The sequence below is a fragment of the Bradyrhizobium ferriligni genome (assembly GCF_056837965.1).
In genome coordinates this window covers 1-21469 of record NZ_JBXEJO010000111.1, presented here as the reverse complement: position 1 = coordinate 21469, position 21469 = coordinate 1, and the positions used below count along the sequence as shown (strand labels likewise).

The following is a 21469-nucleotide window of genomic DNA, read 5'->3' as shown; positions in this document are numbered from 1 at the left end:
AACATTAGGCGATCGTCGGCAGCGTCAGATGTTTATAAGAGACAGGCGCGCGCGCCGGCCTCCCCCGCAAGCGGGAGAGGCGAAGGAAGCCCGCGGGCAAACTTCGCGGACGCCATGCGCGATTGCTCTCTCCTACGAGCGGAGAGGTCGACTGTCGATGCCGAAACAGATCGGATCATCGTCAGTTCTTCGGCCTGAGCTCGGCGCCGACCGCCTTGTTGACGAAGCGCAGCGTGTAACCCTGGCGGTAGTCGATGGCGCTCTTGACCACACCGGCACGCACCATCTTGTCGAAGAAGCTCGCCATCCGCTCATCGGTCATGGCGCCGATGCCGTTCTTGATGGAATCGCCGGAATCGACGATGCCGTGCTCGCGCATCTTGGCGACACAATAGGCGAGCAGCTCGTCGTTCATATCAGGGTTGAGCTTCTTGATCATCGCATTGCCGGCCGAGTTGTCGCCGTAGACGTAGTGGTACCAGCCGACGATCGAGGCATCGACGAAGCGCTGCACCAGGTCAGGCTTCTTGTCGACCAGGTCGCGGCGGGTCTCGATCAGCGTCGAGTAGGAGTTGAAGCCGTAATCGGCGAGCAGCAGCACGTTCGGCTTGAAGCCGGCGGCCTTCTCGACCGCGAAGGGCTCCGAGGTGACGTAGCCCTGCATCGCGGTCTGCTTGTTCACGATGAAGGGCTGCGGATTGAAGGTGTAGGGCTTCACCTTGTTCTCGTCGAAACCGTATTCGGACTTCAGCCACTGGAAGTAGCTGGTGATGCCCTCCTTCGAGATCAAAAGCGTGAGCGGCTTCAGATCCTCGATCTTCGTGGCCTTGACCTCGGGATGAGTGAGGAAGACCTGGGGGTCCTTCTGGAACATGGCGGCGACGGCGACCAGCGGCACATTGTTGGTAACGGCGTCGAAAGTCTGCAGCGAGTTCGCGCTCATGAAGAAGTCGAGCTTGCCCGCGATCAGCAGCATGCGGTTGTTCTCGTTGGGACCGCCGGGCACGATGGTGACGTCGAGGCCGTATTTCTTGTAGGTGCCGTCGGCGAGCGCCTGGAAGAACCCGCCATGCTCGCCCTCGGCGACCCAATTGGTACCGAACGAGACCTTGTCCAAGGTCTTGTCTGAGGTCTGCGCCTGCGCCGGGGCAAGCGCCGCGGCAACGCAAAGCGCGGCGGTCAGAAGGCTTGTGGTTAACGCTCGCAGCAAAAAGGCCGGGATCATGGTTGGACTCCGTCGATCATTATGGCCCATGATGGAAGGCGGGAAGACGTGGACCGCGCCCGGAGACGCGAACCCGTTATGATGTTAAACAAACTAGCCTGCAAATCCATCCCGTGAAACGCTTGTATTGAAACGACCGGCTTGATGACTTCTCAGCTTCCGCCCCGCGACTGGACCGCCATCCACTGGCCCGATATCGCCAAGGACACGGCCGCACGCTGGATCGCGGTGCTGCCGCTGGCCGCGACCGAGCAGCACGGGCCGCATCTGCCGCTCGGAACCGACGTCATGATCGGCGAGGCCTATCTTTCGCGGGTGCGAGAGTTGCTGCCGGCGACCACTCCCGCCACGTTCCTGCCGTTGCAGCCGGTCGGCATCTCAACCGAGCACATCGATTTTCCGGGCACCTTGACCTTGCCGACCAACGTGGCGCTGAAGAGCTGGATGGCGCTCGGCGAGAGCGTGGCGCGCGCGGGCGTCAGGAAACTCGTGATCGTGACCAGCCATGGCGGCAATTCCGCCGCGATGCAGCTGGTGGCGCAGGATCTGCGCGCGCACCATCAGATGCTGGTGGTGACCACGAGCTGGTCGCGTTTCGGCACGCCCGACGGGCTGTTCGACGCCGGCGAATTGCGCCACGGCATCCATGGCGGCGCGGTCGAGACCTCGATCATGCTGGCGAAATATCCGCACGCCGTGCGCAAGGAAGCGATCGCGGACTTCAAGCCGGCCAGCGTGCAGGTCGAGAAGGATCATCGCTTTCTGTCGACGCAGCGGCCGGCGCCGTTCGCCTGGCAGGCGCAGGACCTCAATCCGAGTGGCGCGATCGGCGACGCGACCAAGGCCTCGGCCGAGAAGGGCGAGAAGCTGATCGAGCACGGCGCGCGCGCGTTCTGCGAGCTGCTCGCCGATGTCGACCGGTTCGATCCCAGCGTATTTCGCGGCAAATGACCGAGAGCATTTTCGTGCGAAGCGGGTACCGGTTCGCGTGAGAAGACGCATCAGGACTAGAACTGCTTCGTCCGGGCAGACGCGACGAAACAATTCGCGAAACCATATTTCCGCCCCGATCTTCGAACCGGAACCGGACAGCCTCCGTCCAACGGGCATGCGGACCACACCGGCGCCGCCCACACAGGATGGAGTATTCCATGTCGATCAAGACCAAGCTCGCCGCCCTCGCCCTCACCGCGCTCGCCGTGACCGGCACCATCGCGTCCACGACGTCGCAGGCTGAAGCGAAGCCCTATGGCTGGGGCTGGGGCGTTGGCGCAGGCCTCGTCGGCGCCGCGGTTGTCGGCAGCGCGATCGCGGCCAGCGACGGCTATTATTACGGCGGCGGCTATCGGCGCTGCGGCTGGGTGCGCCAGTTCGACGCCTACGGCAATTACATCGGCCGCGTGCGCAGCTGCTACTGATCGACCGGTTCTTTAGGACTGCGGATCCTGCGTTCGGCACGGGTCCTCATCCACCCCGTGTCGCAACCGACCCGTCCGGTGATCCCCCCGGGCGGGTCAATTCTTTGAACGCGGCGATCACAGATACTTCGCAACCAGCCGGAAATCGCGCAGCACGGCGCGGCCCTTCGGCCCTGACGCCTTCAGCGTCTCCTCCAGGCTGTGACCGATGTGATCGTGGATCAGCGCCTTCTTAGCGCTCTCGATCGCGCTCTCCACCGCCTGCAATTGCTGGGCGATCTGCGCGCAGGGCCGGCCCTGCTCGATCATCTCGACGATGGTGTCGAGATGGCCGTTGGCGCGCTTCAGGCGCCGGGCGATCGCAGCGTGCGGATGGTCGTCGGACATCTGGCTCTCCTATCCTCCCCGGAGGATAATCATGATCCTCCCCGGAGGATAGCGGAATCGGCTTGACAGGCCATTGTCGCGGGCGTAGTTCCCGATGTGCGGAACGTTCGTTCCGCCCCGGGGTTCTAGCCCCGGAGACAAGTCGATCCACGAGCCAGACAGAAGGCACATGGGCAGTAGCAACTCAGGCGACAGTAGACCGGCGATGCCGGGACTGGTGACGCCGCAACACAGCAAGACTGATCGCGCAGATCTCGCCTGCGTGGACGGGTGGTCGCGCCCAAGCTGACCACTGCTCCTCACCGGCCTGCCGCGACCAGCGGAAGTGGAGGTGAGCGATGTTCGAAAAGCTCGCAAAATTCCGGCAAGCAAGCCCGCGGCGCGTTGTCGAGCCGCGGCGCATGCCGCCGCCGGCCGCCATTCATTGCAATGACAATCTGCCGGGCTTTCGCCGCCTGGCGGGCCGCCGCCGGCATCCAACCCCGGCCTGTCATTGGGTCCTGATCGACGGCCGCCTGGAATGCCGGTGGATCGTCGAAGACACCAGCGGTGATCTCGATCAGCAGCGATGCGCGGGCCGGCGTTTCGGCCCGCGCGCAACAGCCACGCGTCACGCCGCGGCAAAGCCGCGGCTGTGCGCCTAGGAGGCCGACATGGACGAAGGACCTAGTCGTCCCGTTGCGCGCCATCGCGGCGCGGCAGCGGGACCATTGAACCGCATCAGATTTGGAAATGCCGCTGCTCACGGCAGCGGAGACGTGCGCGCCTGACGGGGCCTGCGTCCCTCCGCCGTGCCGAAAGGCGGCGAGGAGACGCGAAATGACCGAAAGCAAGACCACACAAACCGCCATTCTCGATAGCGCGCATGCCGGCGACATCCACGGCGCGCTCGGCAGCATCGCTCGCGACGACACCGCGCCGCGCGCGACCTTGCGGGCCCGGCTGAAGACGTTGCTGGCGATCGTCGGCCCCGGCCTGATCGTGATGGTCGGCGACAACGACGCCGGCGCCTTCGGCACCTATACCCAGGCCGGACAGAATTACGGCACCACGCTGCTGTGGACGCTGCTGCTGCTGATCCCGGTGCTGTACGTCAACCAGGAGATGGTGGTGCGGCTCGGCGCGGTCACCGGGGTCGGCCATGCGCGGCTGATCTTCGAGCGCTTCGGCAAGTTCTGGGGCGCCTTCAGCGTCATCGATCTCCTGGTATTGAACGCGCTGACCATCGTCACCGAGTTCATCGGCATCACATTTGCGCTTCGTTTTCTCGGCGTCTCGCAGTTCTGGGGTGTGTTGGCCTCGGCTGTTATCGTGATGCTGGCGGTCTCGACCGGCGACTTCCGCCGCTTCGAACGCTTCGGCATCGTGCTGGTCGCCGGCAGCCTGCTGCTGGTGCCCGTGATCTTGATGGTGCATCCTCCGATCGGGCAGATCGCGGCGGACTTCTTCGTGCCGAAGATGCCGCAAGACGCCAAGCTCAGCGAGGTGATGCTGCTGATCGTCGCCATCGTCGGCACCACGGTGGCGCCGTGGCAATTGTTCTTCCAGCAGAGCTACATCGTCGACAAGCGGATCACGCCGCGTTTCATCCGCTATGAGCGGCTGGATCTGTGCATCGGCATCGTGCTGGTCGTGGTCGGCGCGGTCGCGATGATCTCGTTCTGCGCGGCAGTGTTCGCAGGAAAGCCCGAATTCGGCAACTACACCGACGCGCTGGGGACCGCCGTGGGCCTCGAGACATATGCCGGCCGGCTGCCGGCGGTGCTGTTCGCCCTCGCGCTGCTCGATGCCTGCATCATCGGCGCCGCTGCAGTCTCGCTCGCGACCGCTTATGCGATCGGCGACGTGTTCGCGGTCAAGCACTCGCTGCACCGCAAGCCGTGGGACGCGAAGGGCTTCTACAGCGTCTATTGCGGGCTGATCGTGCTCGCCGCGGTGCTGGTGCTGACACCGGGCACGCCGCTCGGACTGTTGACCAACGCGGTGCAGACGCTGGCCGGCGTGCTGCTGCCGAGCGCGACCGTGTTCCTGCTGCTGCTGTGCAACGACCGCCACATCCTCGGGCCCTGGGTCAATTCGACCAAACTCAACCTGTTCACCGGCGCGGTGGTCGCGGGGCTGGTGATGCTGTCGGTGATCCTGACCGCGGCGGTGCTGTTCCCAGATCTCGGCGAGGAATGGATCATCGGCATCCTCGTCGGCGGCAGCCTGCTCGCACTGTTGGTGACCGCAGCCGTCAAGTTCTACGAGATGTCGTCACGCCGCAACGCGTCGTTCCGCTTCAAGCGCAAGCCCCCGCGAGAGCCTTTTCTAATCGACCGCGACAGCTGGCGGATGCCGCCGCTTGACCGGCTGCCGGCGGCGCGGCTCAGCCCGCTGAGCCGGATCTGGATGATCGTGCTGCGCGGCTATCTCGTCGTCGCCGCCGGCCTCGTGCTGCTGCGGATCGTGCAGCTTGCCACGGTGGGGGCGTGACCGCGCTCAGTCGCGGCCGGCGATGGGGCGCGCTCATGCTGTTCAGGCTGGCGAGCGCCATCCTGCGCGGCGCGGCCGCGCTCCATCAGAGGCGTGTGATTTCAGGCGCCGGGCTACGGACGGCGCTGTCGATGGCGCGATGTGTCGAACGGGCCGGCGCGAGGGTCGTGCTCGGCAGGACATCGCAGCCGGCATTCATCAGGACAAAGGACGAGGACAATGACGGCGTCGATTGAACGGTCGGGTCTCGACCGATTTGCCACAGACACGTGGTCGATCGCAGCCGATGTGGCGTGGGATTTCGCGCTGTTACGCGACTGTCACGGTGGCGTGCAAATCGGAGCGGTATTGGGCGCACCTCAGTTGCTATTGCGAATTATTTGCAATAAGCAATGGGGGATGCTAGGTGCTGATCTGGCTTTGGATGGGACGACACAGATCGGACCGGGGACGGCGGGCGATGATTTCAAATCTCGGGTGGCAAGCGGCCGCCAAATCTGCAGTGATGCCGGGCGAAACCGCCACTTGTTCGCGGAAAGCCGCGTCATGACCTGCGTCCGCCTCTTCCGGGTCCAGATCGCCGCCGGCGCAGCGCTCGGTGCGGCAACCTTTGGCGCGCCGGCGACCGCGGCCGATCTGGCCCTCAAATCTCCCGCCGCCAGAGCGGTCTACAGCTGGACCGGCTTTTACGTAGGCGCCCATGTCGGCTACGGCGACGGCACGCTGGGTCCCGGCACCAACCCGATCCTGGAACAGGGCGTGTTCTTTCCGCCCACCATCACCGGCGGGATCGGCGGCTTCCAAGTCGGATACAACAAGGAATTCGCCAACCGCTTCGTGCTCGGCGTCGAGGCGGATGCGACCTTCACCGGCCCGACCGATCTGCCGCGGCGGGTGCTCGGCCCCTTCAATTCGTCGATCGACTATGTCGGCACGCTGCGCGGCCGCGCCGGCTACTCTTTCGGCACCTGGATGCCTTACGTGACCGGCGGTTTCGCCTGGGGCCACAGCCAGGTTCGGGTCAACGACGCCGCGGGCGAGGTGATCTCGGAGCCCGGCCAGTACCAGACCGGCTGGACCGTCGGCGCCGGCGCCGAATTCGCGGTGAGCGGCAATTGGACCGCCAAGGTCGAATACGACTATGTCGACCTGTCGCGCCGCACGCTCGGCCTCAATGATTTCGGCATGCCCGGCGTCAGCATCGACCCGCGCATCCATTTGCTGAAATTCGGCCTCAACTATCAGCTCGGCGACTCGCCATGGTCGGCGACGCCGACGCGCACCGCTCTGCCCGAATCGAGCGACTGGAGCGTGCACGGCCAGACGACGCTGCTGCCGCAGACCTATCCGTCTTTCCGCTCGCCCTATGCCGGCACCAACAGCCTGCCCGGCGCGGGGCAGTTGCAACAGACCTGGACCACGACGGCGTTTCTTGGCGTGCGGCTCTGGGAAGGCGGCGAGTTCTACTTCAACCCGGAAACCGCGCAGGGCTTTGGCCTCAACGGCACGCTCGGCCTCGCCGGCTTCTCGAACGGCGAGGCCCAGAAGGCCGGCGCCCCGTTCCCGAAAATCCGGCCGCAGCGCTACTACTTCAAGCAGACCTTCGGCTTCGGCGGCGAGCAGGAAGACGTCGCCGACGGCCCCAACCAGATCGCCGGCAAGCGTGACATCGACCGCCTCACGCTCGTGGTCGGGCGCTTTGCGGTCGGCGATTTCTTCGACGGCAATTCCTACGCCAAGGACCCGCGCGCCGATTTCATGAACTGGGCAATGTGGGCGTCCGCGGCCTACGACTTCCCGGCCGACCTGCCCGGCTATACCCGCGGCGCGGTGGTCGAGCTCAACCGCAAGGATTGGGCAGTGCGCGCCGGCGTGTTCCAGGTGCCGAACGCACCGAACAGCGACATTTTGGTGTTCGACACCGGCGGCGCCGTGGTGGAATTCGAGGGCCGCTATTCGATCTTCGATCAGCCCGGCAAGCTGCGCGTCGGCGTGTTCGGCAACCGCGGCAACACCGGCAATTACGCCCAAGCGCTCGCGATCGAGGACGCCAATCCGGGGCTCGACATCAACGACGTGATGGCCGGCATCCGCAAGGACAATCTGAAATACGGCTTCTATCTGAACGGCGAGCAGCAGATCGTGACCGATGTCGGCCTGTTCGGCCGCCTCAGCTGGAACGACGGCCGGAACGAGATCCTGTCGTTCACCGATGTCGACCGCAGCGTCTCGGGCGGCGTGTCGATCAAGGGCAGCAGGTGGGGACGGGCGAACGACACGATCGGCATCGGCGGCGCGATCAACGGGCTGTCATCAGCGCATCGCGACTACCTTGCCGCCGGCGGCCTCGGCTTGCTGATCGGCGACGGCGCGCTGAACTACAGCCCGGAGCGGATCTTCGAGACCTACTACGCCTATCAGGTGAACAAGAACCTGACGCTGACCGCGGACTATCAGTTCATCACGAACCCCGCCTACAACGCCGACCGCGGCCCGGTGCACATCTTCTCCGGCCGCATCCACGGCGAGTTCTGAGGCGCGATACGCCCCGTCGTCCCAGGCAAGCGAAGCGCGACCCAGGACCCATAACCACCGCTGATTGTCGTTAGAGCGAGCTGGGGCGACAGCGAATCCAACCACAAGGTCCTGTGGTTATGGGTCCCGGCTTTCGCCGGGACGACAGCGAGCTTGCGTCGCCAGCGCGCAGCTTCTGAATTGGTTCGGGCAGCAAACGCCCTCTCCCCACTCAGATATATGTAGACCCCCCGGGCTTGCCGCAAGCCCGGGGTCATCCCGTAGAACGCGCGCCCAATCGAACAGAGGAGTGCGGGATGCGGGAACATGCTGTGGTGATTGCCGGCGGAGGTCCGACCGGGCTGATGCTGGCGGGTGAGTTGGCGCTGGCGGGAATAGATGTTGCGATTGTCGAGCGGCGCGCGAGGGAGGACCTGATCGGCGCGCGGGCCGGCGGCCTGCACGCGCGCACCATCGAGGTGCTCGATCAGCGCGGCATCGGCGACCGCTTCGTCGCGCTGGGGACGCGCCATCCCGCGGTGCTGTTCCATTCGCATCTGGTGCCACTTGAGATCACCGACTTTCCGACCCGGCGCAATTTCACGCTGGGGCTGTTCCAGACCCATATCGAGCGCATTCTCGGCGAATGGGTCGAAGAACTCGCTGTGCCGATCCATCGCGCGCGCGAGGTGACCGGATTCACGCAGGACGAGGCCGGCGTCGACATCGAGCTGTCGGATGGCCAATTGCTCCGGGCACAATATCTCGTCGGCTGCGATGGCGGCCGGAGCCTCGTCCGCAAAGCGGCCGGCATCGAATTCGCCGGGTGGGATCCGACCATGAGCTGGCTGATCGCCGAGGCCGAGATGTCGGGCGAGCCGGAATGGGGCCTTCGCCAGCACGACACCGGCACCTCAGCGATCGGCAAGGCGGAAGATGGCGGGCGGGTGCGGCTGGTGCTGACCGAGCGGCAACTCGGCACCGACAGGGAGCCGACCTTGCGCGACGTCAGCGAGGCACTGGTCGCCGCATACGGCACCGATTTCGGCATCCACAGTCCGGTCTGGATCTCGCGCTTCACCGACATGACCCGGCAGGCCGTGACCTACCGCAAACAGCGCGTGCTGCTGGCCGGCGACGCTGCCCATGTGCATCCGCCGATGGGCGGCCAAGGCCTCAATATCGGCGTGCAGGACGCGGTGAATTTGGGCTGGAAGCTCGCCCAGGTGGTCAAGCAGATCGCGCCGGACAACCTGCTCGAGACCTACGAGGCCGAACGGCATCCGGTGGCGGCCCGCGTGCTGCGCAACACCATGGCGCATGTCGCGCTCAACCGCACCGATGCGCGCACCAGGGCGCTGAACGAGATCGTCTCCGACCTGCTGCGCATGGACGAGCCGCGCAGATGCTTCGCCGCGATGATGTCGGGCCTCGACCTTCACTACGATCTTGGCGAGGGCCATCCGCTGCTCGGACGCCGCATGCCCGATCTCGATCTCGTCACCGCCGACGGCCCGATGCAGGTCTTCGCGCTGCTGCACCGCGCGCGACCGGTGCTGCTGAATTTCGGCGCGCCCGGCAGCATCGCCATCGCGGGATGGACCGACCGGGTTCAGCTGGTCGATGCCGCGTATCGCGGCGCATGGGAGCTTCCCGCGCACGGCACGGTTTCGGCCCCGACCGCGGTGCTGGTGCGGCCCGATGGCTATGTGGCGTGGGTCGGCGAGCGAACGCAGGCCGGGCTGACCGACGCGCTGACCAAATGGTTCGGCGCGTCCGCTGGTACGTAGCGAGCGTAGCCCGGATGGAGCGAAGCGTAATCCGGGATCGGTCGATCCGCACAGAGAATGGCCCCGGATTACGCTGCGCTTCATCCGGGCTACGGATTTGCCGCCCTACCCCGCCGGCTGGAACGAATCCGCGCGCGCCATCGCCCAGGCGTCGCGGAAGCGGCGGTCCTGGGTGCCTTCGAGCAGTTCGCCGGGTCGCAGCGTCGGATAGAGCTCGGCGAAGGAAGAGACCTCGGTGGTCGAACTGCGCTGCGAGAAGTGGATCGGGCGCAGCTCCTTGGTGTGCTCGAGGCCGGCGGCGGCGAGCAGCTCGGTCAGCGCATGCAGGGTCGAGTGGTGGTAGTTGTACACGCGGTCGATCTTGTCGGGCACATAGAGCGCGCGGTTGCGGATCGGGTCTTGCGAGGTGACGCCGGTCGGGCAGCGATCGGTGTGGCAGCTCAGGGACTGGATGCAGCCGAGCGCGAACATGAAGCCGCGCGCCGAATTGCACCAATCGGCCCCGATCGCCATCGCGCGCGCCATGTCGAAGGCGGTCGCGATCTTGCCGGAGGCGCCGATCTTGATGCGATCGCGCGCGCCGATGCCGACCAGCGCGTTGTGGACGAAATTGACGCCCTCGCGCATCGGCATGCCGAGATGGTCCATGAACTCGAGCGGCGCGGCGCCGGTGCCGCCTTCATTGCCGTCGACCACGATGAAATCGGGATAGAGCCCGCTCTCGTGCATCGCCTTGCAGATCGCGAGGAATTCCCAGGGATGGCCGATGCACATCTTGAAGCCGGCCGGCTTGCCGCCGGACAGCTTGCGCATCCGGGCGACGAATTCCATCATCTGTAGCGGCGTCGAGAACGCCTTGTGATAGGCCGGCGAGATGCAGTCCTCGCCCATCGGCACGCCCCGGATCTTGGAAATCTCCTCGGAAACCTTCGCCGCCGGCAGCACGCCGCCGTGGCCGGGCTTGGCACCCTGGCTGATCTTGAGCTCGACCATCTTGATCTGGTCGTCGCCCGCGACGCTTGCGAAGAGATCCGGATTGAAGGTGCCGTCGCGGTTGCGGCAGCCGAAATAGCCGGAGCCGATCTCCCAAATGATGTCGCCGCCCATCTCACGATGATACGGGCTGACGCCGCCCTCGCCGGTGTCGTGGGCGAAGCCGCCCTTCTTGGCGCCGGCATTGAGCGCCCGCACCGCGTTCGGGCTCAGCGCGCCAAAGCTCATCGCCGAGATGTTGAAGACCGACGCCGAATACGGCCTCGTGCAATCGGGGCCGCCGACGGTGATGCGGAATTTCTCCTCGGCACGCGGCTTCGGCGCGACCGAGTGATGCATCCACTCATAGCCCTCGCGGTAGACGTCCTCCTGGGTGCCGAACGGCCGCTTGTCGAGCACCATCTTGGCGCGCTGGTAGACCAACGCGCGGGTGTCGCGCGAGAACGGCATGCCGTCCTTCTCGCTCTCGAAGAAATATTGCCGCATCTCCGGGCGGATTTCCTCGAGCAGGAAGCGCATATGCGCCGAGATCGGGTAGTTGCGCAGCACCGCGTGGTTCTTCTGGGTGAGGTCGCGGATGCCGAGCAATGTCAGCGCGCCGAAGATGACCAGCGGAATCAGAACGATCTTGAAGACCTTGTGATCGAAAATTCCAACCAGCAGCAGGAGTGCGGTGACGACGGCGCAGATCGTCAGCACGATGAAGCGCGGCGAGAACGGAAGCAGCACTGTATCCATGAAATTCCTCCGGTCTGGCCAAATACCCTGTCGGCCGCGAGCCTAATCCAACTCGCGGAACAAGTGCACTACGGTTATACGGCCGAGCAGTCACAGATGTGACAACCGCCCGAATGGGCGGGTGCGGATACCGGTCAAATTGAAACGGTATCGCCTTTTGCACTGCAACGGAGCGCAGCGGATGCGATAACCTGCCGTCGCAGGAGCGCGCTGCAAAAATATCGAAAACAACCCCATGCAAAGGAGCCGGCTGCGGCCGGCGCTCGACAGGGCGACTTGACACGTCGGGCAACTCAGCGGTACTTTTCCATTATCCAGAAATCGTGGAGACGCTTGGTGCGCCGCTTCCCTGCGGCCATCCTTCGAGACGTCCGCCATTGAGTCCGCGGTCCCTCCACACGTCGTCCCTGCGAAAGCCCCATACGCCGCGGCGGACCTTGTTGCAGGGACTCGTCGTTCCAGCACCGCCCAACAATCGGCGGTCGTGGTTATGGGTCCCTGCTTTCGCAGGGACGACGATGAGGATGGATCCCGCTTTTAAAGCGCCACACCGCGCAGTGTGATCACCGGCGCGGCCGTTCGCCTAGTGGTCGTGCGGCTGCAATTCGTGCGGGATATGCCCGGGCTTCAGGCCGTCGCCGTCAAGCCAGGCGTTGGTGGTGTCCAGCGCCCGGGTGATGTGATCTGCGGTCCGGGAGAAATCGTAGGGCGAGCCGACCAGCGGGCAGAGCGGCGGCACCACGAAATACTCGACATCGGGCGCGATGTTCTCGAGCTCGTTGACGAGCTGCCGCGCGATCAGGAGCGTCAGCGCATGCAGCGCATTGGCGAGCGCGCCGACCGGCGGCGCCTGGTTGGCGCAGGCATGCCCGGTCGGCAGCACGATCAGGCGTTTGGCGCCGTGCCTGACCGCGACGCGGACCGGCGTGTTGCTGGAGATCGCGCCATCGGCCAGGAAACGATCGCGGTAGTGCACCGGCGTGAACGCACCCGGGATCGCGGTCGATGCGACGATCGCCTCGGCTGTCGAACCTTCCGACAGCACCACGCTGTCGCCGCTGATGATGTCTGTGGTGACGATGTGGATCGGGATCCGCGCGTCCTCGAGATTGCGGAACGGGATGTAGTCGTCGATCAGCTTGCGGACGCCGTCATGCGGGATCAGGAAGTCGCGCCGCCACAGGAAGCTCACCAACGTCCGCCAGGTCACCGGAAACACGTCCTGCCGGTTGAGGCCGCGCCAGATCTCGGCCAGCCGTGCGACGCCCGAGACCGTCGGGTCGCCGGCATAGAACGCGCCGTTCAGTGCGCCGACGCTGGAGCCGACCACCATGTCGGCGACCACGCCATGCGCGGCCAGCGCCTGCAGCATGCCGACCTGGATCGCGCCAAAGCTGCCGCCGCCGGCGAACACAAAGGCGGTCTTCGGTGCATCCGGATCGGTGATGGACAAGGTGCTACTCCCAGATCGCCGCGTTCGGGCAACGGCTGCGCGGCGTTGGGGCAGTTATAGCAGTGGAGGAATGGTACAGGCCACTCATACGGTCGTCGTCCCGGCCTAGTGCGCAATTGCGCACGGGGGCCGGGACCCATAACCACAAATGCAAAAGGCTGAGGCCTGATGGGGCCTCAGCCTTCGTCAATTGAACAACGGTGGTAATGGGTCCCGGCCTTCGCCGGGACGACAGCCTATTATGACTGATTAGCGCTCGACGAACGCCTTCTCGATCACGAAGTGACCGGGGGTGTTGCCGCTGCCTTCCTTGAAGCTGCGCGTCTCGAACAGCTGCTTCAGCTCTTCCAGCATCGCCGGGCTGCCGCACATCATGATGCGGTCGGTCTCGATGTCGAGCGGACCCTGATGCAGATCGGTGAACAGCTGGTTGGAGGTGATCAGGTCGGTGATGCGGCCGCGGTTGCGGAACGGCTCGCGCGTCACGGTCGGATAGTACGAGAGCTTCTCGGACAGCAGCGGCCCGAACAATTCGTCGTCGCGCAGCTTGGCGACCAGCTCCTCGCCATAGGCGAGCTCGGAGACCTGGCGGCAGCCATGCACTAGCAGGATCTGATCGTAGCGATCATAGACCTCGGGGTCCTTGATCAGGCTGGCGAACGGCGCGAGGCCGGTGCCGGTCGACAGCAGCATCAGCCGCTTGCCGGGAATCAGGTTGTCGGTGATCAGCGTGCCGGTCGCCTTGCGGCCGACCAGGATGGTGTCGCCCTCGCGGATCTTCTGCAGCTTGGAGGTGAGCGGGCCGTCCTGCACCTTGATCGAGAAGAACTCGAGCTCTTCCTCGTGATTGGCGCTCGCCATCGAATAGGCGCGCAGCAGCGGCCTTCCGTCGACCTCGAGGCCGATCATAGCAAACTGCCCGTTCTGGAAGCGGAAACCGGAATCGCGGGTCGCCCGGAAGCTGAAAAGCGTATCGGTCCAGTGCTGAACGGAAAGAACTTTCTCTCGATAGAACGCGCTCATGGGTTTTCGTTTTCTCGACTAACCAGAATTAGAATGATTTGACTCTATTGGCGCATGACCTGTTCGGAAAACCGGTGCCCACTTTTCCGGGTCATGCTTAGACTGCTCGCGACGGCGCGGAAGTGGCCGAAATCACTGAAGATCTCGCGTGTCCATTGCGCCAATGCAGGAGATAGTCAAGATCAACTGGCGTGCAATTGCGATCTCAGAATGGCAGTCGCTCGATTTCGCGCAGAGGTTCAACCGCGTCATCGTTAACACGTGGGACTGCACGTAATTTACTTGCTGAGATCGGCATCGATCTGGCAATTAATTGCTACCAAAACCGCGGTGAAGGGAAAATGATCTCGTGGTCCTGATCAGCCAGCGAATCTTCCTGGAAACCATCAAAAAATATTGTTTGGCGCACGCGATTGCCGTCGAGGTGCAGTCCGGCGGTTGGCTGGTCACCATGACCAAGGGCAACGCGCGGCGGCTCGCGATCGGCTACGACGTCGGGCTGAACAGCGCGGTCGCGCATCAGGTCGCCAATGACAAATCGGCCTGCGCGGACGTGCTGGCATCGGCCGGCGTTCCCGCCATTCCGCACACGCTGTTTTTGGGTGCGAAGTTCAGCAAGCACATTCCGGGATCGGACTCGCTGGACGCGATGCAGCGTCTGCTCGAACAGCATCCGCGGGGGCTGGTCGTGAAGCCCAATGAGGGGACCTCCGGCGAGCTCGTCTTCCGCGTGACGACGCGAGCGCAGCTGGAGACGGCGGTTGCGCGCATCCTTGCCGCGCATCCAAGTCTTGCCATCTCGCCCTACGCCGAGATCGCGGACGAGGTGCGCGTGGTGCTGCTCGATGCGCGCGCGCTGATCGTCTACGGCAAGACGCGCCCGTCGGTGGTTGGCGACGGCATCCAGTCGCTGCGCGCGCTGGCGCAGGCGAGCGCGACGGCCGAGCAACTCAAGACCATCGCCGAGGATTTCGATGCCGCCGCGCTCGACGCCGTTCCGCCCGCCGGCGAACGGCTTCTGCTCAACTGGCGGCACAACCTCGATGCCGGCGCGGAGCCCGTGCTGCTCGCCGATGATGCGACGCGCGAGGCCTGCGTCGCGCTCGCGATCAAGGCCGCGCAAGCCGTCGGCATCCGCTTCGCCTCGATCGACGTCGTGCGCACGGAGGGCGTGTGGAAAATCCTCGAGGTGAATTCCGGGGTGAAGATGGAAGCGCTGGGGCGCCGGCATCCGGCGCTGGTCGAGGCGGCCTATTCGGCGGCGCTGGACGAAGTGTTCGCGTAGCGTCTCCCCGCCCGATGACGCGGGCTCGACGGCGCTATCCTGCACTGTGAGCGCCCGATCAGCCTTGCGGGTGCTCCTTTTCATAGGCGGCGACGATCAGTTCCGATTGCTCGATCTGTGCCGTGAGACGGTCGATCTCGGCTTGCGTCTCTGGAAACACGTCAGCCCCCGCCGTATTTCCGGATTGCAATTCCGCGATCAGCTCCCGGTTCTTCGCAATCTGCTCACGGTGCCAATCGATTTCAGGATCGTCTTGCATGGGCCACCCGTCGGCGAGAACTACGACGCCAGCTCCCGCAGCAGCATGGGTGGATAAACCGGCTTCTCGAAAAACTTGACGCCCTCGGGCAGCGCGCTGTCCGGGGGCCGGCCCGAGATGACAAGGACGCGCACACCCGGGTCGCAATCGAGGGCCAAACGAGCAAGTTCGACGCCATCCATTTTGCCCGTGAGCTTGATGTCGGTGACCACCAGCGACGGATGACGCATCTTGATGGCCAGCGCTGCCGTCTCGGCGTCTTCGCACTGGATGACGTCGAAATGACCTTCCTGCAACAACAGCGCAATCATGTCGCGCTGGATCGTGTCGTCTTCAACGACAACGGCTATTTGTCGAATTGGCCTCGCGTATCCCATGGCAACCTCCAAACAACCAGCCAGTGTTAACGAATGAGGATGTTTATGGTTCTGGTTCCCGCTTCATGAGGGACTGCTCCGACGGACCTTTGCAGGTTCCGAGCGGAACAAGTTTGGAGGTTTCAGCGTCATTGATGGGCGACGAGCCGGACGAGCCGAATGGTTCGGGCCTGAGCAAGGGGATTCTTGCGACATAGTGCCAGGAGGCAAAGCTCATGAAGAACGCGGTGCAGCCGGATCAGGATTCTTGCGAACCTCACGGGACTGACGTGACGGCTGGCGCAACAGGCTATGTGTCCTCTCGACGATTGATTGAGGATCAGGCCCTTGAACGACCCGCGCTCGCCAAGCAGCCCAGGATGCGGCACGAGACGACCGATCCGATTCGCGCTCGCCTGCCGCACGACGTCATTTCCGAAATGGAAGCAGAGCTGAAGCAACAGGTCGATCGACTTGTCGCGGAACGACATTAGCCGGTGAAGCGACGAGTTCGCCGACTTCAACAACCGAATCTTGCCTGCCGATGATGCTCCAGAGATCGCGGCGCGTGGACACTCGAAGAAAGATCCCGCCGGATCGACGGAGCCTTGATGGGTGCGATTGGAGCGATTCTTGGGCGCGCGATTTTCCAGGTCATGGTTGTTCTGGCAGCGGTCGGCATCGTTGCCCTTGCATGTATGGCGGTTCGCGGCGGCTGACGCGGGGGCCGTGGTGCGGCTGACACCGAAGCTCTGGCCGTCATTTTGATCCATTCAGCGCCTTGCTCATCCCGCGCAAGGGAGTACGCTTCCGTACATTGATTGATCCGGAAACAGATTATGCGCAAACTTCTTTTGAGCTTCGTCGCACTGGCGGCGTTCGCCGCCGCCTTCAATCCTCCGGCCGCCAACGCGGTGTTTTGGCGCGGCGTCACGGCCCCGACGAATTTCGACATCCACGGCTACCCGATCATCAAGGAGCCGCCTCCGAGCACATGCCAGTTGATCCATGTGAACGGATACTGGGTCCGGCAGTGCCTGGAGTTGTCGCGCCGCTATTGGCGGTGAACGATGCCGCCCCGCAATGGTCGACCTCTCCCGCGAGGGAGAGGTCGAACCTCGCGGCTAGAGCTTTTCCCGTTCCGATGGAATCGGAACGGGGCTCTAGATTCTTGTTTTGACGCGTTTTCTTCACGCGAACCGGTATCCACTTCGCTCGAAAACGCTCTAGTTCGACCCGCCCGGTGAATCGTCGAGCGCCTTGAAGGCCTCTTCGAGCTGCGGCGACAGCGCGACGTTGAGCTTCTCGCCGGTCGGCAGCCGGGCGACGAACCATTTGTTGTAGAGCGGGACGATGTCGCGGTTCGAGGCGAGCCTGCGGAACGCGCGCTCGACCACGTCCTTCATCTGCGGCTCGCCCTTGCGGTACATGATGCCGTAGGGATCGTAGGACAGGTAGTCGCCGGTGACGCGGAATTTGTCCTGCGACTTGTGCCGCGCGATCAGGCCGTAAAGCAGGATGTCGTCGGTCGCGAACGCATCCGCCTTGCCGTCCGCCAGCATCTGGTAGGACTGCTCGTGGTCGGGGGCGGTGACGATGTTGAGGCCGAGCTTTTGCTTGGCGTCGACATTGTGCATCGCCTGCTCGTTGGTGGTGCCCTTGGTCACCACCACCGTCTTGCCCTTGAGGTCGGCGACCTGGGTGACGCCGGAGGCCTTCGGCACCATCAGCTTGGTGCCGGCCACGAACATCAGCGGCGAGAACGCGACCAGCTTGCCGCGCTCGGCATTCGCCGTGGTCGATCCGCATTCGAGGTCGATCTTCTTGTCGACGACCGCCGGAATGCGGTCGTCGGAGGTGACCTTGACGTAGTCGACCTTGAGATTGGCGTCGTCGACCTCGGTCCCGATCTCCTCGACGATCGCATCGCACAGCTCGAGGCTGTAGCCGATCGGCCGGTTGGAGTGGTCGAGGAACGAGAACGGCGGCGAGCTTTCGCGATAGCCGATCCGCACCGTGTGCGTGGCCTTGATGTTGGCGAGCGTGGGGCTGAGCCCCTCGCCCGCCGGCTGTGCGGACGCCGGTGCGGCGAGCAGGCTTGCCGCCAGCAGACACGCCGACAGCAGAGGCGCCTCAGCCCGTATTGGCCTCCAGCGGGCGCGATGCATGCATCCCTCCCATCAATGGCCGGCCATCACGGCGCCGGGCACCGCATCCTGCGGCACGGCGTCGTCGGGCCCGAGCTCGTGCTCGGCCTTCAGCTCGCCCTCCCACTTCGCGACCACGGCGGTCGCCAGCGAGTTGCCGATCACGTTGGTCGCGCTGCGGCCCATGTCGAGGAAGGTGTCGATGCCCATGATCATCAGCAGGCCCGCCTCGGGGATGTTGAACTGCGCCAGCGTCGAGGCGATCACCACCAGCGAGGCGCGCGGCACGCCGGCGACGCCCTTCGAGGTGATCATCAGCGTCGCCAGCATCGCGAGCTGCGTGCCGAGCGACATCTCGATGTGGTAGGTCTGCGCGATGAAAATGCTCGCGAAGGTGCAGTACATCATCGTGCCGTCGAGGTTGAAGGAATAGCCGAGCGGCAGCACGAAGGCCGAGATGCGCGAGGAGGCGCCGAACCTGTTCAGCCCCTCCAGCGTCTTCGGATAGGCTGCCTCCGACGAGGCGGTCGAGAACGCGATCATCAGCGGTTCGCGGATCAGCCGCAAGAGATGGCTGTAGCGTGGCCCGATCACGATGAACCCGACGACGACCAGGATGCCCCACAGAATCAGGAGCGAGAGATAGAAGCCGCCCATGAAGACGATGAGCTTCCAGAGCACGCCGAGGCCGTTCTTCGAGACGGTCGCCATGATCGCGGCCCACACCGCGAGCGGCGCGAACAGCATCACATAGCCGGTGACCTTGAGCATGATGTGCGCGAGGTCGTCGATCAGGCTCATGATCGGCTTGGCCCGTTCAGGCATCGCACCGAGCGCAACCGCGAAGAACACCGCGAACACGACGATCTGCAGAATCTCGTTCTGCGCCATCGCGTCCGCGATCGAGGTCGGGATCAGATGGGTGAGGAATTTTTCGATCGAGAACGCCGACACCGGCAGGCCGGTCGACTGGGCCTTGTCGGGCAGCGTGCCGGGGAAGTTGGCGCCGGGCTGCAGCAGGTTGACCATCACGAGGCCGAGCAGCAGCGAGACGAAGGAAGCGGAGACGAACCAGCCCATGGTCTTGGCGAAGATGCGGCCGAGCTTGGCGCCGCTTCCCATATGGGCGATGCCACCGACGAGGGTCGCGAAAACCAGCGGCGCGATGATCATCTTGATCAGGCGCAGGAACAGCATCGCGATCAGGTTGACGTCTGCTGCGATCTCGGCACGGCTGTCAGGAAAGTAGTTGAAGACAATCGTCCCCATCGCGATGCCAAGGACCATCGCAATCAGGATATACTGCGTAAACCTGCTGGACATTCTCTTACCCCCGTAGTTCCCGGCGGAGGGCAAGTGTGGCAGATTTACGCAGCTACGCAACACGCTTCGCGCCGAGCGCGACTTTGCCGAAACGTTCCCGTTGTGGAATGCCAGCGCGCGGATTAGCGTTCATGCAGCGCACAATCTGTGCAAGGCGCTGCGCGCGTCGCAGTCAATTGCATGCGAAACAACCAACGCCAAGGGAAGGCAAAAGGGGGAGACACCAATGAACGACACCGTCAATCGCCAGATCCTGCTTGTCGAAAAGCCGACCGGCAAGCTTGGCCCCGAGCATTTTCGCCTGACCAAGGGGACGATCCCCGCACCGAAGGACGGCGAGGCGCTGGTGCGGACGCGTTACATCTCGCTCGATGCCGCCAACCGCGCCTGGATGCACGGCGCCACTTACCGCGCTGCGGTGGAAGCCAACACCGTGATGGCCGGCGGCAGCATCGCCGAGGTGATCTCGTCGAAGGATCCCGGCCTGAAGCCCGGCGACCTGGTGTTCGGCGACACCGGCTGGCAGGATTATGCCGCCGTGCCGGCCAAGCACCTGGCGAAGATGCCGAAGCTCGAGCCGATGACGCATCTGCTCAGCGTCTACGGCGTTGCCGGCCTGACCGCCTATTTCGGCCTGCTCCACGTCGGCAAGCCCAGGGAAGGCGAGACCGTGGTGGTGTCGGCGGCCGCGGGCTCGGTCGGCTCGATCGTCGGCCAGATCGCCAGGATCAAGGGCTGCCGCGTCGTCGGCATCGCCGGCGGCAAGGACAAGTGCCATTGGCTGACGAGCGAGCTCGGCTTCGACGCCGCGGTCGACTACAAGGACGGCGCCACCTACAAGGCGCTGCGCGCGGCGGCGCCCAAGGGCATCGACGTCTATTTCGACAATGTCGGCGGCGACATTCTGGAAGCCTGCCTGGCGCAGATGAACAATCGCGGCCGGATCGCCTGCTGCGGCGCGATCTCGCAATATGACGGCGTCCCCTCCGCGCACGGCCCGCGCGGCGTGCCCGGCCTGATCGTGGTGAAGCGGCTGATCATGCAGGGCTTCATCGTGATGGACTACATGGACCAGCGCGACGCCGCGCTCGCCGACCTGCAGTCCTGGGTCGCCTCGGGCAAGCTCAAGGTGCAGGAGGACGTCATCGACGGCCTCGAGAACACGCCGCAGGCGCTGATCGGGCTCTTGGCCGGCGAGAACCGCGGCAAGCGCATGGTGAAGGTGTAGCTGGGGAACATCTCCGAACCCGTCATCCCCGCGCAAAGGCTTCGCCTTTGCGCGGGGATGACGGTGTGAGAGTTGTAGCGAGTGGCTTCCCAACGTCGTCGTCCTGGCGAAAGCCAGGACCCATAGCCACCGAATTCGATTGAGAGTGCGATAGTGGCCCCAGCGTCACACAACAACAAGCGGTTGGGGTAATGGGTCCTGGCTTTCGCCAGGACGACGGTGAATACATTCACATTCTCTCTGAATGCACTCGGCGCGGTCCTAATGCAGCGTGCCCGACGCCTGCGGTGCGGCTTGCGGCGCGGCGGTCTTGCCTTTCTTCGCCTTGCGCCAGTTCTCGAAACTCTGCACCACGACGAAGAACGCCGGCACGAACAGCACGGCGAGGCAGGTCGAGGCGATCATGCCGGAGAACACGGTGATGCCGATCGACTTGCGGGCGCTGGCGCCGGCGCCGGTCGCAAGCACCAGCGGCAGCACGCCGAGGATGAAGGCAAACGACGTCATCAGGATCGGCCGGAATCTCGCGCGCGCCGCGTCGATGGCCGAATCCAGCACCGACCGTCCGTCGCGCAGATGACGTTCCAGCGCGACCTCGACGATCAGGATCGCGTTCTTGGCCGACAGCGCGATCAACAGGATGGTGCCGATCTGGGTGTAGAGGTTGTTCTCGATATTCAGGCTCAGCAGCACCAGCGTCGGGCCGAGCAGCGACAGCGGCACGGCCAGGATCACCGAGATCGGCGCGTACCAGCTCTCATATTGCCCGGCGAGCACGAGATAGACGAGGAGCAGGGCCAGCGCGAACACATAGTAGATCTGGCTGCCGACCTCCTTCTCCTGGTACGACATCGC

The 21469-nt window shown here is 64.4% G+C and carries 21 protein-coding genes; 10 read left to right on the top strand and 11 right to left on the bottom strand.

Features of this window, described 5'->3' with window-relative positions; all coding sequences use genetic code 11:
• Nucleotides 1-181 precede the first annotated feature (181 nt).
• Entirely contained in the window at nt 182-1225 is a 1044-nt protein-coding gene (locus AC1VNY_RS39945) for an ABC transporter substrate-binding protein (protein ID WP_092083212.1), read from the bottom strand.
• Between the two features lie 144 nt (nt 1226-1369).
• Between AC1VNY_RS39945 and AC1VNY_RS39940 the strand changes: the two genes are divergently transcribed.
• Both AC1VNY_RS39940 and AC1VNY_RS39935 read left to right on the top strand, forming a co-directional pair.
• The gene (locus tag AC1VNY_RS39940; RefSeq protein ID WP_482409291.1) at nt 1370-2176 is read left to right on the top strand and encodes a creatininase family protein; all 807 of its coding nucleotides are present in this window, start codon (nt 1370-1372) and stop codon (nt 2174-2176) included.
• Between the two features lie 200 nt (nt 2177-2376).
• Nucleotides 2377-2643: a hypothetical protein gene (locus AC1VNY_RS39935; protein WP_038384780.1), complete on the top strand. Its 267-nt coding sequence runs from the start codon at nt 2377-2379 to the stop codon at nt 2641-2643.
• A 117-nt stretch (nt 2644-2760) separates the two neighbouring features.
• Here AC1VNY_RS39935 and AC1VNY_RS39930 read toward each other — a convergent pair whose 3' ends face one another.
• Complete coding sequence (locus tag AC1VNY_RS39930) at nt 2761-3030, bottom strand: metal-sensing transcriptional repressor (RefSeq protein WP_016840607.1); 270 nt, start codon at nt 3028-3030, stop codon at nt 2761-2763.
• 338 nt (nt 3031-3368) lie between these two features.
• Between AC1VNY_RS39930 and AC1VNY_RS39925 the strand changes: the two genes are divergently transcribed.
• The 5 genes from AC1VNY_RS39925 (at nt 3369) to AC1VNY_RS39905 (ending at nt 9809) form a co-directional block, all read left to right on the top strand.
• Nucleotides 3369-3674: a hypothetical protein gene (locus AC1VNY_RS39925; RefSeq protein WP_482409290.1), complete on the top strand. Its 306-nt coding sequence runs from the start codon at nt 3369-3371 to the stop codon at nt 3672-3674.
• 175 nt (nt 3675-3849) lie between these two features.
• Complete coding sequence (locus tag AC1VNY_RS39920) at nt 3850-5505, top strand: Nramp family divalent metal transporter (protein WP_482409289.1); 1656 nt, start codon at nt 3850-3852, stop codon at nt 5503-5505.
• Nucleotides 5502-5741 carry a hypothetical protein gene (locus tag AC1VNY_RS39915; protein WP_482409288.1) on the top strand — a complete coding sequence of 80 codons (240 nt, stop codon included), beginning with the start codon at nt 5502-5504 and terminating at the stop codon, nt 5739-5741. Before AC1VNY_RS39920 ends, AC1VNY_RS39915 begins: the two co-directional genes overlap by 4 nt.
• Before the next feature lie 310 nt (nt 5742-6051).
• Nucleotides 6052-8040: a carbohydrate porin gene (locus tag AC1VNY_RS39910; protein ID WP_482409287.1), complete on the top strand. Its 1989-nt coding sequence runs from the start codon at nt 6052-6054 to the stop codon at nt 8038-8040.
• A gap of 296 nt (nt 8041-8336) precedes the next feature.
• Entirely contained in the window at nt 8337-9809 is a 1473-nt protein-coding gene (locus tag AC1VNY_RS39905) for an FAD-dependent monooxygenase (RefSeq protein ID WP_482409286.1), read from the top strand.
• Between the two features lie 105 nt (nt 9810-9914).
• On the opposite strand, the gene AC1VNY_RS39900 is transcribed toward AC1VNY_RS39905, so the two are convergent.
• From AC1VNY_RS39900 to AC1VNY_RS39890, 3 genes are all read right to left on the bottom strand, one after another.
• Nucleotides 9915-11540 carry an FMN-binding glutamate synthase family protein gene (locus AC1VNY_RS39900; protein WP_482409285.1) on the bottom strand — a complete coding sequence of 542 codons (1626 nt, stop codon included), beginning with the start codon at nt 11538-11540 and terminating at the stop codon, nt 9915-9917.
• 583 nt (nt 11541-12123) lie between these two features.
• Nucleotides 12124-12993, bottom strand: a complete 870-nt coding sequence (locus AC1VNY_RS39895; RefSeq protein ID WP_482409284.1) for a patatin-like phospholipase family protein — start codon at nt 12991-12993, stop codon at nt 12124-12126.
• Nucleotides 12994-13242: 249 nt separating this feature from the next.
• Nucleotides 13243-14016, bottom strand: a complete 774-nt coding sequence (locus AC1VNY_RS39890) for a ferredoxin--NADP reductase (RefSeq protein WP_050426553.1) — start codon at nt 14014-14016, stop codon at nt 13243-13245.
• Between the two features lie 349 nt (nt 14017-14365).
• Between AC1VNY_RS39890 and AC1VNY_RS39885 the strand changes: the two genes are divergently transcribed.
• On the top strand, nt 14366-15301 hold the full coding sequence (locus AC1VNY_RS39885; protein WP_482409283.1) for an ATP-grasp domain-containing protein: 936 nt from the start codon (nt 14366-14368) through the stop codon (nt 15299-15301).
• 58 nt (nt 15302-15359) lie between these two features.
• On the opposite strand, the gene AC1VNY_RS39880 is transcribed toward AC1VNY_RS39885, so the two are convergent.
• The 3 genes from AC1VNY_RS39880 to AC1VNY_RS39870 all read right to left on the bottom strand — a co-directional run bounded on the left by AC1VNY_RS39880 (nt 15360) and on the right by AC1VNY_RS39870 (nt 16689).
• Complete coding sequence (locus AC1VNY_RS39880) at nt 15360-15560, bottom strand: hypothetical protein (protein ID WP_028341810.1); 201 nt, start codon at nt 15558-15560, stop codon at nt 15360-15362.
• A 20-nt stretch (nt 15561-15580) separates the two neighbouring features.
• On the bottom strand, nt 15581-15937 hold the full coding sequence (locus AC1VNY_RS39875; RefSeq protein ID WP_038384759.1) for a response regulator: 357 nt from the start codon (nt 15935-15937) through the stop codon (nt 15581-15583).
• A gap of 128 nt (nt 15938-16065) precedes the next feature.
• Nucleotides 16066-16689 carry a hypothetical protein gene (locus AC1VNY_RS39870; RefSeq protein WP_482409282.1) on the bottom strand — a complete coding sequence of 208 codons (624 nt, stop codon included), beginning with the start codon at nt 16687-16689 and terminating at the stop codon, nt 16066-16068.
• Nucleotides 16690-16755: 66 nt separating this feature from the next.
• Between AC1VNY_RS39870 and AC1VNY_RS39865 the strand changes: the two genes are divergently transcribed.
• Nucleotides 16756-16983, top strand: coding sequence for a hypothetical protein (locus AC1VNY_RS39865; protein WP_482409281.1), 228 nt, complete (start codon nt 16756-16758; stop codon nt 16981-16983).
• A 159-nt stretch (nt 16984-17142) separates the two neighbouring features.
• On the opposite strand, the gene AC1VNY_RS39860 is transcribed toward AC1VNY_RS39865, so the two are convergent.
• Together AC1VNY_RS39860 and AC1VNY_RS39855 are read right to left on the bottom strand one after the other, a co-directional pair.
• A complete protein-coding gene (locus tag AC1VNY_RS39860; protein WP_482409280.1) occupies nt 17143-18084 on the bottom strand; it encodes an amino acid ABC transporter substrate-binding protein in 942 nt (313 codons plus the stop codon).
• A 12-nt stretch (nt 18085-18096) separates the two neighbouring features.
• Nucleotides 18097-19386 carry a dicarboxylate/amino acid:cation symporter gene (locus AC1VNY_RS39855; protein ID WP_463439969.1) on the bottom strand — a complete coding sequence of 430 codons (1290 nt, stop codon included), beginning with the start codon at nt 19384-19386 and terminating at the stop codon, nt 18097-18099.
• Between the two features lie 226 nt (nt 19387-19612).
• Between AC1VNY_RS39855 and AC1VNY_RS39850 the strand changes: the two genes are divergently transcribed.
• On the top strand, nt 19613-20614 hold the full coding sequence (locus AC1VNY_RS39850) for an NADP-dependent oxidoreductase (protein WP_482409279.1): 1002 nt from the start codon (nt 19613-19615) through the stop codon (nt 20612-20614).
• Nucleotides 20615-20875: 261 nt separating this feature from the next.
• Here the strand turns inward: AC1VNY_RS39850 and AC1VNY_RS39845 are convergent.
• A partial coding sequence (locus AC1VNY_RS39845) for an efflux RND transporter permease subunit (protein ID WP_482409278.1) occupies nt 20876-21469 on the bottom strand: 594 nt, incomplete at its 5' end.

Coding starts and splice junctions, on each gene's coding strand:
- AC1VNY_RS39900 (WP_482409285.1), bottom strand. CDS start 11,540: ATGGATACAGTGCTGCTTCCGTTCTCGCCGCGCTTCATCGTGCTGACG.
- AC1VNY_RS39925 (WP_482409290.1), top strand. CDS start 3,369: ATGTTCGAAAAGCTCGCAAAATTCCGGCAAGCAAGCCCGCGGCGCGTT.
- AC1VNY_RS39855 (WP_463439969.1), bottom strand. CDS start 19,386: ATGTCCAGCAGGTTTACGCAGTATATCCTGATTGCGATGGTCCTTGGC.
- AC1VNY_RS39940 (WP_482409291.1), top strand. CDS start 1,370: ATGACTTCTCAGCTTCCGCCCCGCGACTGGACCGCCATCCACTGGCCC.
- AC1VNY_RS39875 (WP_038384759.1), bottom strand. CDS start 15,937: ATGGGATACGCGAGGCCAATTCGACAAATAGCCGTTGTCGTTGAAGAC.
- AC1VNY_RS39920 (WP_482409289.1), top strand. CDS start 3,850: ATGACCGAAAGCAAGACCACACAAACCGCCATTCTCGATAGCGCGCAT.
- AC1VNY_RS39850 (WP_482409279.1), top strand. CDS start 19,613: ATGAACGACACCGTCAATCGCCAGATCCTGCTTGTCGAAAAGCCGACC.
- AC1VNY_RS39860 (WP_482409280.1), bottom strand. CDS start 18,084: ATGCATCGCGCCCGCTGGAGGCCAATACGGGCTGAGGCGCCTCTGCTG.
- AC1VNY_RS39945 (WP_092083212.1), bottom strand. CDS start 1,225: ATGATCCCGGCCTTTTTGCTGCGAGCGTTAACCACAAGCCTTCTGACC.
- AC1VNY_RS39870 (WP_482409282.1), bottom strand. CDS start 16,689: ATGGATCAAAATGACGGCCAGAGCTTCGGTGTCAGCCGCACCACGGCC.
- AC1VNY_RS39930 (WP_016840607.1), bottom strand. CDS start 3,030: ATGTCCGACGACCATCCGCACGCTGCGATCGCCCGGCGCCTGAAGCGC.
- AC1VNY_RS39880 (WP_028341810.1), bottom strand. CDS start 15,560: ATGCAAGACGATCCTGAAATCGATTGGCACCGTGAGCAGATTGCGAAG.
- AC1VNY_RS39890 (WP_050426553.1), bottom strand. CDS start 14,016: ATGAGCGCGTTCTATCGAGAGAAAGTTCTTTCCGTTCAGCACTGGACC.
- AC1VNY_RS39935 (WP_038384780.1), top strand. CDS start 2,377: ATGTCGATCAAGACCAAGCTCGCCGCCCTCGCCCTCACCGCGCTCGCC.
- AC1VNY_RS39905 (WP_482409286.1), top strand. CDS start 8,337: ATGCGGGAACATGCTGTGGTGATTGCCGGCGGAGGTCCGACCGGGCTG.
- AC1VNY_RS39865 (WP_482409281.1), top strand. CDS start 16,756: ATGCGCAAACTTCTTTTGAGCTTCGTCGCACTGGCGGCGTTCGCCGCC.
- AC1VNY_RS39910 (WP_482409287.1), top strand. CDS start 6,052: ATGACCTGCGTCCGCCTCTTCCGGGTCCAGATCGCCGCCGGCGCAGCG.